This is a genomic window from Pseudomonas sp. HS6-2 (assembly GCF_049325675.2).
Classification (GTDB): Bacteria; Pseudomonadota; Gammaproteobacteria; order Pseudomonadales; family Pseudomonadaceae; genus Aquipseudomonas; species Aquipseudomonas putida_N.
The window spans coordinates 1,704,461-1,719,793 of the sequence record NZ_CM143906.1 but is presented as its reverse complement, the minus strand read 5'-3'; the positions used below and the strand labels follow the sequence as shown (position 1 = coordinate 1,719,793).

General features: G+C 64.6%; 12 protein-coding genes. 8 read left to right on the top strand and 4 right to left on the bottom strand.

What is annotated here, in order from left to right:
* The first annotated feature begins 1 nt into the window (after nucleotide 1).
* Nucleotides 2-1,381: a dihydrolipoyl dehydrogenase gene (lpdA, locus tag ACOKS3_RS08075; RefSeq protein WP_103446454.1), complete on the top strand. Its 1,380-nt coding sequence runs from the start codon at nucleotides 2-4 to the stop codon at nucleotides 1,379-1,381.
* Between the two features lie 73 nt (nucleotides 1,382-1,454).
* Here the strand turns inward: lpdA and ACOKS3_RS08070 are convergent, their stop codons facing one another.
* Both ACOKS3_RS08070 and ACOKS3_RS08065 read right to left on the bottom strand, forming a co-directional pair.
* Entirely contained in the window at nucleotides 1,455-2,453 is a 999-nt protein-coding gene (locus tag ACOKS3_RS08070) for a sensor domain-containing diguanylate cyclase (RefSeq protein ID WP_103446453.1), read from the bottom strand.
* 205 nt (nucleotides 2,454-2,658) lie between these two features.
* Complete coding sequence (locus ACOKS3_RS08065) at nucleotides 2,659-3,537, bottom strand: LysR family transcriptional regulator (protein WP_103446452.1); 879 nt, start codon at nucleotides 3,535-3,537, stop codon at nucleotides 2,659-2,661.
* Nucleotides 3,538-3,644: 107 nt separating this feature from the next.
* Here ACOKS3_RS08065 and ACOKS3_RS08060 point away from each other — a divergent pair, with 107 nt between their 5' ends.
* Both ACOKS3_RS08060 and ACOKS3_RS08055 read left to right on the top strand, forming a co-directional pair.
* The gene (locus ACOKS3_RS08060; RefSeq protein ID WP_422763227.1) at nucleotides 3,645-4,364 is read left to right on the top strand and encodes an AzlC family ABC transporter permease; all 720 of its coding nucleotides are present in this window, start codon (nucleotides 3,645-3,647) and stop codon (nucleotides 4,362-4,364) included.
* Nucleotides 4,361-4,696 (top strand): AzlD domain-containing protein, encoded by a 336-nt coding sequence (locus ACOKS3_RS08055; protein WP_103446450.1) that lies wholly within the window; start codon nucleotides 4,361-4,363, stop codon nucleotides 4,694-4,696. Before ACOKS3_RS08060 ends, ACOKS3_RS08055 begins: the two co-directional genes overlap by 4 nt.
* 148 nt (nucleotides 4,697-4,844) lie before the next feature.
* On the opposite strand, the gene ACOKS3_RS08050 is transcribed toward ACOKS3_RS08055, so the two are convergent.
* Nucleotides 4,845-6,683 carry a bifunctional diguanylate cyclase/phosphodiesterase gene (locus tag ACOKS3_RS08050; RefSeq protein WP_422763226.1) on the bottom strand — a complete coding sequence of 613 codons (1,839 nt, stop codon included), beginning with the start codon at nucleotides 6,681-6,683 and terminating at the stop codon, nucleotides 4,845-4,847.
* Nucleotides 6,684-6,814: 131 nt separating this feature from the next.
* Here ACOKS3_RS08050 and ACOKS3_RS08045 point away from each other — a divergent pair, with 131 nt between their 5' ends.
* Nucleotides 6,815-7,771, top strand: coding sequence for an endonuclease (locus tag ACOKS3_RS08045; protein WP_422763225.1), 957 nt, complete (start codon nucleotides 6,815-6,817; stop codon nucleotides 7,769-7,771).
* A 334-nt stretch (nucleotides 7,772-8,105) separates the two neighbouring features.
* Here the strand turns inward: ACOKS3_RS08045 and pvdP are convergent, their stop codons facing one another.
* The gene (pvdP, locus tag ACOKS3_RS08040) at nucleotides 8,106-9,731 is read right to left on the bottom strand and encodes a pyoverdine maturation tyrosinase PvdP (protein ID WP_422763224.1); all 1,626 of its coding nucleotides are present in this window, start codon (nucleotides 9,729-9,731) and stop codon (nucleotides 8,106-8,108) included.
* A 177-nt stretch (nucleotides 9,732-9,908) separates the two neighbouring features.
* Between pvdP and pvdM the strand changes: the two genes are divergently transcribed.
* The 4 genes from pvdM (at nucleotide 9,909) to ACOKS3_RS08020 (ending at nucleotide 15,255) form a co-directional block, all read left to right on the top strand.
* The gene (gene pvdM / locus ACOKS3_RS08035; protein ID WP_422763223.1) at nucleotides 9,909-11,267 is read left to right on the top strand and encodes a pyoverdine-tailoring dipeptidase-like protein PvdM; all 1,359 of its coding nucleotides are present in this window, start codon (nucleotides 9,909-9,911) and stop codon (nucleotides 11,265-11,267) included.
* Complete coding sequence (gene pvdN, locus ACOKS3_RS08030; RefSeq protein WP_103446445.1) at nucleotides 11,267-12,556, top strand: pyoverdine-tailoring periplasmic protein PvdN; 1,290 nt, start codon at nucleotides 11,267-11,269, stop codon at nucleotides 12,554-12,556. Before pvdM ends, pvdN begins: the two co-directional genes overlap by 1 nt.
* Nucleotides 12,557-12,581: 25 nt before the next feature.
* Nucleotides 12,582-13,436, top strand: coding sequence for a dihydropyoverdine dehydrogenase (gene pvdO / locus ACOKS3_RS08025; RefSeq protein ID WP_103446444.1), 855 nt, complete (start codon nucleotides 12,582-12,584; stop codon nucleotides 13,434-13,436).
* A gap of 160 nt (nucleotides 13,437-13,596) precedes the next feature.
* Nucleotides 13,597-15,255, top strand: coding sequence for a cyclic peptide export ABC transporter (locus ACOKS3_RS08020; protein WP_422763222.1), 1,659 nt, complete (start codon nucleotides 13,597-13,599; stop codon nucleotides 15,253-15,255).
* Nucleotides 15,256-15,333: the final 78 nt, after the last annotated feature.

The window sequence follows — 15,333 nt, the reverse complement described above, 5'->3', positions numbered from 1 at the left end:
CATGTCCCAGATCATCGACACCACCCTGCTGATCATCGGCGGCGGCCCCGGCGGCTACGTGGCCGCCATCCGCGCCGGGCAACTGGGCATCCCTACCGTGCTGGTCGAAGGCCAGGCCTTGGGCGGCACCTGCCTGAACATCGGCTGCATCCCATCCAAGGCGCTGATCCATGTGGCCGAGCAGTTCCACCAGACCGCTCGCTTCGCCGGGCAGTCGCCATTGGGCATCAGCGTCGACAGCCCTCGCCTGGACATCAACCAGAGCGTGGCCTGGAAGGACGGCATCGTCGACCGCCTGACCACCGGCGTAGCCGCCTTGCTGAAAAAGCATGGGGTCAAGGTGATTCACGGCTGGGCAAAGGTCCTCGACGGCAAGCAGGTCGAGGTCGACGGCCAGCGCATCCGCTGCGAGCACCTGCTGCTGGCCACCGGTTCGCACAGCGTCGAACTGCCGATGCTGCCACTCGGCGGGCCGATCATTTCCTCTACCGAAGCCCTGGCGCCCAAGGCCCTGCCCAAACACCTGGTGGTGGTGGGCGGCGGATACATCGGCCTGGAGCTGGGCATTGCCTATCGCAAGCTGGGTGCGCAGGTCAGCGTGGTGGAAGCACGCGAGCGCATTCTGCCAACCTACGACAGCGAACTGACCGCGCCCGTGGCCGAATCGCTGAAGAAGCTGGGCATCGCCCTGCACCTGGGCCACAGCGTCGAAGGCTACGAGAACGGCTGCCTGCTGGCCAGCGATGGCCAGGGCGGGCAACTGCGCCTGGAGGCCGACCGGGTGCTGGTGGCCGTGGGCCGCCGGCCGCGGACCAAAGGCTTCGACCTTGAATGCCTGGACCTGAAGATGAACGGCGCCGCCATTGCCATAGACGAACGCTGCCAGACCAGCATGCGCAACGTCTGGGCCATCGGTGACGTAGCCGGCGAACCGATGCTCGCCCACCGCGCCATGGCGCAGGGCGAGATGGTTGCCGAAATCATAGCCGGCAAGACCCGACGTTTCGAACCCGCAGCAATTGCTGCGGTGTGTTTCACCGACCCGGAGGTCGTGGTGGCGGGCAAGACGCCGGAGCAAGCCAGCCAGCAAGGGTTGGACTGCATCGTCGCGCAGTTCCCGTTCGCCGCCAATGGCCGGGCCATGAGCCTGGAATCGAAAAGCGGTTTCGTGCGCGTGGTGGCGCGGCGTGACAACCACCTGATCGTGGGCTGGCAGGCGGTTGGCGTGGCAGTATCGGAACTGTCCACGGCGTTTGCCCAGTCGCTGGAGATGGGCGCCCGGCTGGAAGATGTGGCCGGCACCATCCATGCTCACCCGACGCTGGGAGAAGCGGTACAGGAAGCGGCACTGCGCGCGCTGGGCCACGCGCTGCATATCTGACACTGAAGCGGCCCAGGCCGATTTGGCCCGCTGCGCCCCAGGCGTCGCGGGTCTTTTTTCATCCTCTATCGGCTCACTCGGAAATCGTGTTCTTGCCCGCTTCCTTGGCCCGATACAAGGCCTTGTCAGCCCGGGCCAGCAGCGCTTCCTGGCCTTCCCCTTCCTGCCATTGCACCACGCCATAACTCATGGTCAGCCGGTAATCACCCACCGGTTCAAGCCGCTCCATCACCCGGCGCAACTGCCCCGCCAGCTCCAGTGCCTCGCCCAGCGTGGTCTGCGGCAGCACCATGACGAACTCGTCGCCGCCCCACCGCGCCAGCAGGTCCAGTTCACGCAGGCTGGTGCTCAGGTTTTCGACCACCCGGATCAACGCCGCATCGCCACGGGCGTGGCCATAGCAGTCATTGATCGGCTTGAAATCATCCAGGTCCATGGCAACCAGCGCCAGCGGCTGGCGGAAGCGCTTGGCTCGTTCGCACTCCTGCTGCAAGGTCTTCTCCAACCGGTAGCGATTGGCTATCCGCGTCAGCGCGTCGCGCTCGGCCAGGATGCGGTTCTCGTCGAGCTGGCGCTGCAACTGCTGGTTGACCCACGACAGCTCGCGGGTGCGCTCGGCCACCTGAGCTTCCAGCGAGTGATTCTTCTGCTCCAGCTGCGCCACCAGGCGCTTGCCCGCATCGATATTGCGGTGTGCGCCGAGCATGCGCGCCACCGAGCCATCTTCGTTGCGGTTGATGATATGGCCGCTGTCCTCGACCCACAGGTAACTGCCATCGTGGCAGCGGCAGCGGTACTCGATGAGATAGCGCTCGTTGCGCTGGTTGATATAGGCCTCGAAATGTGCCATCACCCGTGGGTAGTCCTCGGGGTGGATCACGCTTTCCCAGGTCAGTACGGTGTTGGCCATGGAATGGCTTTCGTAGCCGAGCATGGCGTACCAGCCGGGGTTGCGGTAGACGTAGCCGGTATTGGCATTCCAGTCCCAGATCCCATCGCTGATCAACGCGAACAGCGTGGCCAACTGCTGTTCACTGAAGCCGGCAAGTGCCGGCATTGTTTCCTGACTCATGGACGCTCTCCCTGGTGTCCAGCAACTGCGCCCCGATTCAGGTGCTGCCGACAGTGCTTGTGTTTGCCGCAGGCGGCAACTTGCTTCCTCTGACAGGCAAGCATATGCCTGGCGGCCGACGACGGAAATAGCCCGGACGTCCTATTTTCGCTGCTTGCATGGCTGCCATGGGACTGGGTGTGGCCAGCGCAAAGTTGGCCACACCTCAAGCCAGCCGTTTCAAGGCCTCTTCCACTGCTGCCACGCGTGGGTTGCCCGTGGCACCCGGCAAGCGCCATGCCGCGATGGTCAACCCCAACGGCACCGAGCGGGCCAGGGGCGCGACCAGTTCGCCGCTGTCGAGGTATGGCTGAATCAGGCTCCTGCGCCCGATCAGTACACCGGCGCCCAGCAAGGCTTGCTGCACCGCGATCGAATAAAGGGAAAAACCGGGGCCTCGGGCCACGAAGTGCTGTTCAGGCATGATCGCCGCCGACCAGACATCCCAGTCCTGCCAACCGACATCCTTGATGCAGCGCGCACTGGCCAGGTCTGCCGGCGCGGTAATCTTTGCGGCCAGCGCGGGGCTGCACACCGGCAGGATGTCTTCATCGGCCAGCTTGCGCTGGCCGCGCACGACCTGCTCGACGTAGAACAGGCAAAGGTCGAACGGGCTGCGCTTGAGGTTGGGCGGTTCATCGACCGCCGTCACGGAGACCTCGATGGGAGCGAGCATTTCGGTCAGGCGCGGCAGCCGCGGCCCGATCCACAACTGGGCCAATGCCGGCGAGGTGACGATATGCACCCGCTGCGGCGCGGCCAGCCGGCGCAAGGTTCGGGCAGCCTCCTCCACCGCATCGAAGGCCTCGGTGAACTGTGTCTTCACGCTTTCGCCCAGCGGGGTCAAGCGCACGCCCTTGGCATGGCGCTCGAACAGGGCGGCGCCGTACTGGGTTTCCAGGGTCTTGATCAGCGCAGCAATTGCCCCTGGAGTGACCTTAAGTTCGTGGGCAGCCCGGGCAAAACCACCGAGCCGCGCCGACGCCTCGAACGCGCGCAGGGCATTGAGCTGCAGGGTGTGCCGGGTAGGTGAATCGAGTGGCATGGTTCAAGGCCTATTTTTTTTAGGCCTAATATTCCAGAAATCTGCGTTGTTACCAAGTCGGGCGGGTTTTACCTTGAGCGAGCCTGATGAATGTTCAAGGAACCCACATGCACTACAAAAGCGCGATGCACGCATTCACCGAGGGTGTCCGCGCGGTTCTGCCACTGATGACCGGCATGGTTCCCTTCGGCCTGATCACCGGGGTGACGGCCATCGGTATTGGCATGTCGCCGCTCGACGCCATGGGCATGACCCTGCTGTTCTATTCCGGCTCCGCGCAGATGGTGGTGCTGCAACTGATGCAGAGCGGCGCGCTGCCACTGACCATGGTGGTCACCGCGCTGGTGATCAACCTGCGCTTCCTGATGTACAGCGCCGCGCTGGCCCCGCACCTGAGCGATCTGCCACGCCGCAAGCGCTGGTCGTTGTCCTACCTGCTGTCCGACCAGTCGTTCGCCCTGTGCAGCCTGAAATTCGGCACCGACGGCCTCGGTCGATTTGCCTTCCCCTACTACCTGGGCACCGCCTTGCCGATGTGGTTCGGCTGGAACCTGGCGGTGCTGGCCGGCGTGTACCTGGGTACCGGCATTCCGGAGTCCTGGTCGCTGGGCTTTGCCATTCCACTGTCGTTCCTGGCACTGCTGGTGCCGGGCATCCGTAACCCGGCGCTGCTGGGCGCAGCGGTGGTGGGCGGCGCGCTGGCGGTGTTGGTACACGACCTGCCCTACAACCTCGGCTTGCTGGTCGCCTCGCTGGGTGGTGTGATCAGCGGGCTGGGCATCGAACAACTGCGCAAGGGCGCACCCGTGGCAGCGGAGGCGCCATGAACGACATGACCCCATGGATCACCTTCGCCCTGATCGGGCTGGGCACCTTTGCGATACGCCTGTCGTTCATCGAGTTCTACGGCGCGTTGCGCATTCCGCCGATGTTGCGCCGCGCCCTGGTGTATGTGCCGGCCAGTGTGTTGGCTGCGCTGGTGCTGCCGGCCGTGGTGTTCAAGGCAGGGCAGCCGGGTATCGACTGGAGCAACCCACAGATACCGGCAGCTGTGGTGGCGGGGCTGGTTGCCTGGCGCACGCGCAGTACGCTGCTGACCCTGGCGGTGGGTATGGGGGTGTTGTGGGGGTTGCGGTATTTGGGGGGCGTGATTGGCTGAGGATGGCGTTGAGGCGGACGGGTGTTCGCCACAACACATTCAGCGCCTGTGAAATCGAGCGCCGTGCGGGCGGCGCTCAATCTCACAGGCGCTGCAACTGTTGTGGCAGGCAGATGGAGACCCTGATGCCATATCCTGGCGATCCCCCTCAATCCCCCACCAGACTATACCTGTTCCGCCCCCCTCGCTTGGCTTCATACATCGCCTTGTCCGCCAACGCCAAAGCCTCCTCGGCACTCTGCGGGTCATGCCCGGACAAGTTCAGATAAACCCCGATACTAGCCCCCACAGCAACTTCAACCCCCTCCACCGCAACCGGCGCCGACAGCACATCGCACAGCTTGCGCGCGATATCCCGGGCTGATGCCTGGTTGGCCACGGCCTGGGCGATGACCACGAACTCATCACCGGCCAGCCTGGCCACCGTGTCGTCCGCACGCATGATCGCTAGCATGCGCCCCGCAGCAGCCTGCAACACGGCATCACCCGCCTCGTGGCCATGCTGGTCGTTGACTTGCTTGAAGCCATCCAGGTCGATGAAGAACAAGGCAAACGCCCCCCGCTGCTGCAGGGCGAAATCCAGCTCCTCATGCAACGCCGCGCGGTTGGGCAACCCGGTCAGCGGGTCGAGCGTGGCCTGGTCGAGCAGGCTTTTTTCCTTGCGCTTGCGTTCGGTCACGTCCAACGACATGACGAAAAAGCCCTCCACCTTGCCGTTGCGAATATCGGGCACATAAGACGCGTGCCAGATCCGCGTGTCGTCAGGGCTGTAACGCACATTGTCAGCCTCCACCCGCTCGCCGGCCAATGCCTTGTGGAAGCAAGGCAGCAGCTGCTGGTACACGTCCGCCGGCAGCACATCCTGCACCTTGCGGCCTTTGAGCTGGGTCGGCTCGACGCCGAAGACCTGCCGGTACACGGCATTGTTGAAGCGGTATTCGAGGTTGGTGCCGATCTGCGCGATCAGCACCGGGATATTGTCAGCGATGGCCTGCAGGGTTTCCTGGCTGCGTGCCAGCTCTTCGGTGCGCTGCGCCACCTGCTGCTCCAGGGTCGCCTGGTAGCGCTGCAGTTGCTGCTGGCGGCGCTTGCGTTCGCTGACGTCACGCACGAACACCACCAACTGCTCGGTAACGCCGCGCGCATCGCGCAGCGCCGATACGCTCAGCTCGCTCCACAGTGCACCACTGCCGGCGGTGACCAGCCGCATCTCGATGACCAGCGAATCTTGCTCGCCAGCAACGATCTGCTGCCAAGGCTCGTCCAGCTTGGCCAGGTCCTGTGGGTCGATCAGTTCGCCCAACTTAGTCAGCACCAGCCACTCCTTGGCCCTGCCCAGCAACTGGCAGAACTCCCGGTTGGGCTCGAGGATGCGCCCGTCAAGATCGACCAGGGCCTTGCTCGTCGGGCTGTTGTCGAACACCCGGTGAAAACGCGCCCCGGAAGACATCAGTGCCCCCTGCTCCGCCTGCTGCACCGCACTGCCCGAGTCGATGGCCAGGCTGCGGTGGAGCATCTCGCGTTCGATGATCCGCGCCAGGTCGCGCAGGTGCGCCAACTCGGTTTCTGACACCTGGCGGGGCCGGGTGTCCAGCACACACAGCGTGCCCACAGTCAGCTCACCGGCAAAACGCAGCGGCACGCCGGCATAGAAACGGATGCGCGGCCCACCGGTTACCAGCGGGTTGTCCTCGAAACGCGGATCGGCGCAGGCATCCGGGATCACCAGGATGTCTTCAACATGCAGGGCATGGGCACAGAACGCCACATCGCGCGTGGTCTCGGCAATGTCCACACCCTGGCGCGACTTGAACCATTGGCGATTCATGTCGACCAGCGACACCAATGCCATGGGTACTTCGAGCAGCACACTGGCCAACCGGGTGATGCGGTCAAAGGTTTCCTCGGCCGGCGTATCGAGGATGTTCAGGCTCTCGAGGAAACACAGGCGGGCTGCCTCGTTGAGAGGCGATGGGGCGATTTGCATGACGATTCGCTCGACAAGATCCTGACCCGCAAACGATAGCGGCGCAGCGCTCAAGCGCAAGCCTTTGCTCTCTTCTTTCAACGCGCTCAAGCCGTATAATCGCGTTTTTTTGTAAGCCTAAGACGTATTTCATGAAGAAACTGCTTTGCGCCGTCGCCCTCGCCTTCGCCGCCATCCCCGCTGCCTTTGCCACCCCACCCGCTACCTTCACCGAAGCCAAAGTGGTCGCCAAACAGAAGATCTACCTCGACCAGGGCAACAGCGCCATGGGCGAGTTGTACTGTGGCTGCAAGTGGACCTGGGTCGGCAAGTCCGGTGGCCGGGTCGACCCGAAATCCTGTGGTTATGAAACCCGCAAGCTGCAGACCCGCGCCGAGCGTACCGAGTGGGAGCACATCGTCCCGGCCTGGACCTTCGGCCACCAGCGCCAGTGCTGGCAGAACGGCGGGCGCGAACAGTGCGTCGACAGCGACCCGACCTTCCGTGCCATGGAGGCCGACCTGTTCAACCTCTACCCGTCCGTGGGCGAAGTGAACGGTGACCGCAGCAACTTCAACTACGGCATGGTCTCTGGCGTTGCGCCGCAGTACGGCCAGTGCACCACCAAGATCGACTTCCAGCAGAAAACCGCCGAGCCACGCGACGAGGTGAAGGGGCTGGTGGCGCGCACCACGTTCTACATGTTCGATCGCTACAAGCTGAGCATGTCGCGCCAGCAGCAACAGGTGCTGATGGCCTGGGACAAGCAGCACCCGGTGACGGCCTGGGAGAAGCAGCGTGATCAGCGCATTGCCGCGATCATGGGGCACAACAACCCGTTCGTGACCGGTGAGCGCAAGTGGGCGCTGGGGTATACGCCGCAGGGTGCGGCTGTGGTGCCGACCACGGCAGTGAAAGAGGCGGCCAAGCCGACGCTGGCCAGCACCGCGGCAAGTGGTGCGGTGGTCGGTAACCGCAATAGCCATGTGTATCACCTGGCCAGCGGCTGCCCGGGGTATAGCCAGGTTTCGCAGAAGAACCAGGTGGCGTTTGGCAGTGAGGCCGAGGCGTTGGCGGCGGGGTATCGTAAGGCGGGGAATTGTAAGTAACGGGTCAGGCTGATAGGTGTTCGCCACGACAGTTGCATCGACTGGCAGACCGAGCGCCGCCCGCGCGGCGCATCGCGAGCTTTGCTCGCTCCTACGTTTGTTTCGGGCCAATTATTCCTGTGGGATTTGCGCGAGAACTCCTTGGCGTATGGCGCGATTTTGCGTCGTACCAACAAGGCGGTCGCGCGCGTCTGCCCCAGGCGTTACTGGCCCGAAACAAACGTAGGAGCGAGCAAAGCTCGCGATCCGCCGCGCGGGCGGCGCTCGATCCCACAGGCGCTGAACCTGTCTTGGCGAGCACCTGCAAGCCGTTACACAACCCTCCCGCCCAAAATCACGCCCCCTCCCGCAACTTCATATGCCGCGCATACCAAGGCCTGCGCGGCGTACGCCGCAGCAGGTCGCCAACATCGCGCTCGCCACTGAAGGCAATGCGCAACGCCAGCTTCATCGCCTCCACCTCCATCTCCCCGGCCCCGGCATCGGAAATCCACCCACACCCATGGGTCATCGGCCCGAGCCAAGGGTCGCCAACCTGTACCCAACGCCCCGGCGCAAACCACGACACACCATTGACCTCACGCCGCTGCACTTCCCCCGGGTGGGCACGCTCATGGGCCCGGAACCAGTCCTCGATGCGGTCGTCGATCCAACCATGGAAACGCCAGAACACCGGATTGACGTGTGACGAGAACGGGTCGCCGAGGAAGTCGTTTTCCTCCCTGAACCAACGCGCCGCGTAGTCCGTCTGGTTGCGATCACCCATCACCGGCGCGCCGTTGGACGGGTCGCGAGTGACGGTCGCCCAGCGCATGTGCAGCCAGTCGTGGATGTTCAGTTCCACTTCCGAACCGAACTGCCCCAGGGTCAGGCGGCTGAGGTAGTCCGGGTCCTGGTACTGCGACTCCCAGACCTGGAAATTGCTGAAGAAGGTTTCCGCCGCCTTGATGCCATGCAGCCATTGGCTCAGCTCTTCATCATTGGCCGCGACCCAGGCCGGCGGCACCGAGTTGCCGTCATGGTTTTCCTGATAGCGGATGAATCCCTGTCGGTCGTACTCAAGCTGCGGTGACGGCAGTGGCAGTTGCGCCCAGTTCGGCAAGTCGGGCTGCAGGCCGCGAGCATGCCCCAGCATGTGCCGGTGCATGAAGAAGAAGTCCTCGCCAGACCCATTGAGGTGCTTGCGCCGCCCACGCGCGCCACGCTCGGCGTCACGCGGGCCGGGTTGCCAGCCGGCACCGCGCAGGGCATCGCGCTTGTCGTCGTCCAGGCGGTGCCACTTGTCCCGGGTGGCATGCCACACCTGGTGGAACAGGCGGTGCTCGGGGGAATTCAGCCAGGCCATCAGCGCTGGCGCCAGCGGCGTGACCTGGCGTGCCTCGGGGAAGAGGCGCTTGCTGGCGACGAAATGGTTGTCCGGCTCAGGGCTCAGCAGGGGCCGGTCAATGCGGCGGATGCGCCCGGTCAGGGTGCCGGCGCCAGCATTGCCCCAGCCAGCCCAAACCTCATCGAGGGTCGCCTCCAGCTCATGGCTCGGCGCTGATGCCCCGGCCGGTACAAGGCGCCAGCGGACCTTGCCGGCGTCGGCGGCGACCAGCTCGCCGAGCACCCGATAGCGCGGCTGATCATTGCCGCGCAGGCGTTCAGCCACGTCGATGAAGCCGCGCAGCGAGCGGCCAGTCGGGCCGACATCGAGCAGCATCTGCACGCCCTGCAGCGGCAGGCCGTCCAGGCCGGCCTCGGCGCCCGTGAAGCGCATGTCCCAGATGCCGCGCAGCTTGTCGGCGATGCGCACGCCAGTCCCTGCGGCAGCCTCTACCGTGGCATCGCCGGGGGTCTGCACTTCATCTTTGCCGAGCTTCTCGTCGTAGTCGCGCGGCAGGCGCGCATACCACGCTGCCGAACCCGCTGCGCCGGCGACCGCCAGCCCCACCATGAACCCTCGCCTGGAAAACCTCATCGCCACATCCGTATCCGTGTCAGCCACGCCTATCGAGCTAGAACGAGATGCCGCGCGGCAAATTTACCGGCAGCACGCGGCTAAATTTCCCGCTGTCGCGCTCGTCCCTCGGTGACAGGCAAGCCCCGTGATCGCGGCTGCCGCAACCGCATCGACCCTGCAATCAACGGGATGGCAATGAACACGACACACTTGCGCAAAGCCCCCTACCTCGCTGCCCTGGCGCTGATCATCGCGCTCGCGGGCGCCGCGGCCTGGTACTTCTTCATCTACCTGCCGGCCGGTTACCCGCGTGAGGTAATGAAACATGCAGAGGAACTTCAGGAGCGCATCATCTCCTTCGACAGCCACATCACCGTGCCGCTGAACTTCGGCACCGAAGGCAAGGAGGCCGACAAGGATGGCAGTGGCCAGTTCGACCTGGTCAAGGCCGGCCGCGGCCGGCTCTCCGGTGCGGCGCTGACGATCTTCGGCTGGCCGGAAATCTGGAACGGCGACAACGCGCCCCATCGCCCGACCGCCGCCTTCGTCGACGAAGCGCGCCAGCAGCAGGAGATGCGTTACAAGATCCTCACTGGCATGGTGCGCGACTACCCCAACCAGGTCGCCATCGCCTACACCCCAGCAGATTTTCGCCGCCTGCACGGCGAAGGCAAGTTCGCGATCTTCCTCAGCATGCTCAATGCCTACCCGCTGGGCCACGACCTCAATGCCCTGGACACCTGGGCCGCCCGCGGCATGCGCATGTTCGGCTTCAGCTACGTGGGCAACAACGCCTGGGCCGACTCCTCGCGCCCGCTGCCGTTCCTCAACGACACCCCCGACGCCTTCGGTGGCCTGTCGCCGCTGGGTGAGCAGGCTGTGGGCCGGCTCAACGACCTTGGCGTGATCATCGACGTGTCGCAGATGTCCACCCTGGCCCTGGAAGACGTTGCCCGCCTGAGCCGCGCGCCGATGGTCGCCTCCCACTCCGCACCGCGTGCGCTGGTGGACATCCCGCGCAACCTCAGCGACCACGAGCTGCAAGCAATCAAGCACAGCGGCGGCGTGGTGCAGGTGGTGGGCTTCCCGGCTTACCTCAAGCCCCTGAGCCATGGCACCCTGGACAAGCTCAATGCCCTGCGCAAGCGCTTCGACCTGCAGCCGCTGAACGGCCTGGCCAACGCCTTGATGCCGGGTGACGCGATCATCTCCATCTGGCCCGAGAAGAAGTTCGGCGAGTACGCCAGCGCGCTCTACGCCATCCTCGATGAAGAGCCCCGCGCCACGGTCAAGGACATGGTCGACGCCATCGACTACACGGTGCGCAAGATCGGCATCGACCATGTTGGCATCGCCTCCGACTTCAACGACGGTGGCGGCGTCACCGGCTGGATGAATGTCGGCGAGTCACGCAATGTCACCGCCGAACTGATCCAGCGCGGCTACTCCGACGCCGACATCGCCAAGCTATGGGGTGGCAACTTCCTGCGTGTGTGGGAAGAGGTGCAGCGCCTGGCCAAGCCGGCTACTAACACTCAAGCGGAGCGTGGTTGATGAACGACCGTCGCCGCTTTCTCAAGCAGGCCGGCCTGCTCGCTGCCGCCCTGCCCCTGACTGGCAGCTTCGCCCAGACCGCACTGGCAGCCACGCCTGCGGCAAAAACCGGCCAGGGCAAATGGCAGGCCCTGCGCCAGCAGTTCGACCTGGACCCGGCCTACCTGCACTTCTGCAACTTCCTGCTGGCGTCCCACCCCCGCGTGGTCAGCGAGGCCATCGCCCGCTTCCGTGCGCGGCTGGACCAGAACCCGGGCGAGATGGTCGACTGGGACCGCGAAGAGCTCTGGGGCTATGAAAATGACGTGCGCGCCTGGGCCGGTCGCTACTTCGGCGTGCAACCAGGTCAAGTGGCCCTGACCGGCAGCACCACCGAAGGTTTGTCGATGATCTACGGCGGCCTGCAGGTGGCGCCGGGCAAAGAGATCCTGGTCAGCGCCCACGAGCACTATTCCACCAACACCCGCCTGGCCTACCGCGAGCAGCTGATGGGCACCCAGGTACGCCGCGTGACGCTGTTCAAGGAGCCACAGCTGGCTTCGGTGGACGAAATGCTCGGCAATATTCGCCAAGCCATCCGCCCGGAAACCCGCGTGCTGGGCATGACCTGGGTGCAGTCCGGCAGCGGCGTCAAGCTGCCGATCCGCGAAGTCGGCGAACTGGTGAAAACCTTCAACCAAAGCCGCGACGAGCAGGACCGGATCATCTACGTGGTCGACGGCGTGCACGGCTTCGGCATCGAAGACGTAACCTTCGCCGACTTCAACTGCGACTACTTCATCGCCGGCACCCACAAGTGGCTGTTCGGTCCACGCGGCACCGGCGTGATCATCGCCCGCGAAGAAAAGCCGCAACCGTACCTGGTGCCCAGCCTGCCGACCTTCACCAAGGGCGAGAACTTCGGCACCTTGATGACCCCCGGTGGCTACCACGCCTTCGACCATCGCCTGGCCCTGGGCAAGGCGTTCGAACTGCACCTGCAACTGGGCAAGGCCGATGTCCAGGCGCGCGTGCACCAGCTCAACGACTACCTCAAGCAGCGCCTCGCCGAGCACCCCAAGGTGCAGTTGGTGACGCCGCGCAGCAGCCAGCTGTCCGCAGGCTTCACCTTCTTGCGCGTCGAGGGCCGCGAGTGTGACGCCGTCGCCCGCCACCTGATGGCCAACAAGGTGATCAGCGACGCCGTGGACCGTGACGTCGGCCCGGTGGTGCGTCTGGCCCCGAGCCTGCTCAACGACGAAGCCGAGATCGACCGGGTGATGGCCATCCTCGCCCCACAACTCGCCTGACCTTTTGCCTTTCAAGAGAACCGCCATGCACATGTTCCAGCCCCTGGCCCTGGTGGCCGCCCTGCTCGCCAGCGCCCCAGCCTTCGCCGCCGACGCGCACGCACCTGGCAAGACGTTCAAGGACTGCAAGGATTGCCCCAAGATGGTCGTGCTGCCGGCCGGCAGTTTCACCATGGGCGTACCCGACGACGAAGTCGGCCGCCAGCCGGACGAAGGCCCGATGCACACCGTGACCTTCGCCAAGCCCTTCGCCATCAGCCAGTTCCAGGTGCAGGCCAAACAGATGCAGGCCTGGCAGCACGAGGCCAAGGTCACCCTCCCCGACGGCGACGACCGCCCCGGCCGCCGTTGCACCAACGGCAAGCCCAGCTACCCGCAAGGCCCCGACCAGCCGGCGGTGTGCATCAGCTATGACGAGGTGAAGGCCTACGTCGCCTGGCTGTCGAAGAAGACTGGCAAGCACTACCGCATGCTCAGCGAAGCCGAGCGCGAATACGGTGCTCGGGCAGGTACCAGCGGCCCGTTCCCGTTCCCCTTCGATGAAGGCAAGGAATACAGCATCGCCAAACATGCCAACACCTATGGCGCCGCCGACGGCTACAACTACACCTCGCCCGCCGGCAGCTTCCCGGCCAACTCCTTCGGCCTGTACGACATGCACGGCAACGTCTACGAATGGGTCGCCGACTGTCGGCACGACAACTATGTCGGTGCCCCGGTCGATGGCAGTGCCTGGATGGAGGCGAGCTGCGAGTACAACCACATACGCGGCAACGACTACAGCGAAGCGCCGGTGTTCTCCCGCTCTGGCAACCGCAACTATCGCGAACCCTATGTGCGCGGCGACTGGCTGGGTTTCCGGGTAGCGCGCGAACTCTGAGCGAAACCCTGCTGCTCAGTACCTGACTGGCCCGGGCGCACGGCCCGGGCCGGCTAAATAACAGCCCCCCTCACACGTCTTCTCACTGGGCAACCCGCCCACACGGTGCTCGCCGCGCGCAGCGCCAAAACCGCATCCGCGTACCCACCAGGAATTCACCATGAACCGATCGACCCCTGGCGCACTCCGCGAACTCCTCGGCCTGCTCAAGCCTTACCGACTGATCGTCGCCCTGGCCGTCGTGCTGGGGATCGTCGGCGGCCTGTGCATCACCTTGCTGCTCGCCAACATCAACAACCTGCTGCATGCCCCCGGCGCCATCACCTGGGGCGTGGTGCTGGCGTTCGCCGGCATCTGCCTGCTCGCCCTGTGCGCCTCGATCGCCTCGGACATCGGCACCAACTATGTCGGCCAGCATGTGATCGCCCGGCTGCGCCGCGACCTTGGCGAAAAGGTGCTCAGCGCCCCCATCGAGCAGATCGAGCGCTACCGTAGCCACCGCCTGATTCCGGTGCTGACCCACGACGTCGACACCATCAGCGACTTCGCCTTTGCCTTTGCGCCGCTGGCCATTTCCCTGTCGGTGACCCTGGGGTGCCTGGGCTACCTGGCCCAGTTGTCCTGGCCGATGTTCCTGATCACTGCCTGCGCCATCCTGATCGGCACCGCCGTGCAATACATCGCCCGCGTGCGCGGCATCCGCGGCTTCCACGCCGCCCGCGAGGCAGAAGACGAAATGCAGCGGCACTATAGCGGCGTCGCCTCTGGGGCCAAGGAGCTGCGCATCAGCCGCCCGCGTCGTCAGCGCATGTTCGACGGGCGCATCAGCCGCACCGCCAACTTCATTCGCGATACCCATATCCGCTCGATCAACATCTTCGTGGTTGCCAAGAGCCTCGGCTCGATGCTGTTCTTCGTGGTCATCGGCCTGGTGCTGGCCCTGCAACAGGCCGAACTGATCACCGACCCCAAGGTCACCAGCGGGTTCGTGCTGGTGCTGCTGTTCATGAAAGGGCCACTGGAGCACCTGGTCTCGACCCTGCCCATCGTCAGCCGCGCACAAATCGCCTTCCGCCGCATTGCCGAGCTGTCGACCCAGTTCTCGTCGCCCGAGCCGCACCTGTTGCTCGACGCCCCTGAAGTCCCTGACCGGCAGATTCGCACCCTCGAACTGCGCAATGTGCGCTTCGCCTTCCCGCCGGTGAACGGCGCCGCGCCGTTTGCCCTGGGGCCGATCAACCTGCGGGTCGAACAGGGTGACATCCTGTTCATCGTCGGCGAGAACGGTTGCGGCAAGACCACGCTGATCAAGTTGCTGCTGGGCCTGTACGCCCCCCATGAAGGCGAGATCGTGCTCGACGGCGAACCTGTCACCGCCAGCAACCGCGACGACTACCGCCAGCTGTTCACCACGGTGTTCGCCGATTACTACCTGTTCGATGACCTGCTGCAGGACGGCCAGGCCCTGCCCGAGGACGCCGGCAAGTACCTGCAACGCCTGGAGATCGCCCACAAGGTGCAGATCCGCGATGGCGCCTTCACCACCACCGACCTGTCCACCGGCCAGCGCAAGCGCCTGGCGCTGGTCAACGCCTGGCTGGAGAAGCGCCCGGTACTGGTGTTCGACGAATGGGCCGCCGACCAGGACCCGACCTTCCGGCGCATTTTCTACACCGAACTGCTGCCGGAACTGAAGCGCCTGGGCAAGACCATCATCGTCATCAGCCACGACGACCGCTATTTCGACGTGGCCGACCACCTGCTGCGTCTGCGCGACGGCAAACGGGTGGAAGAACAAATCACTGAATTTTCACATTGATTTTTCCGGTTATGGGGAGCCGGCACGTTACATAAATGCAAATAAAACTCATAAGTAATCTATCTGCTAACACTGAGT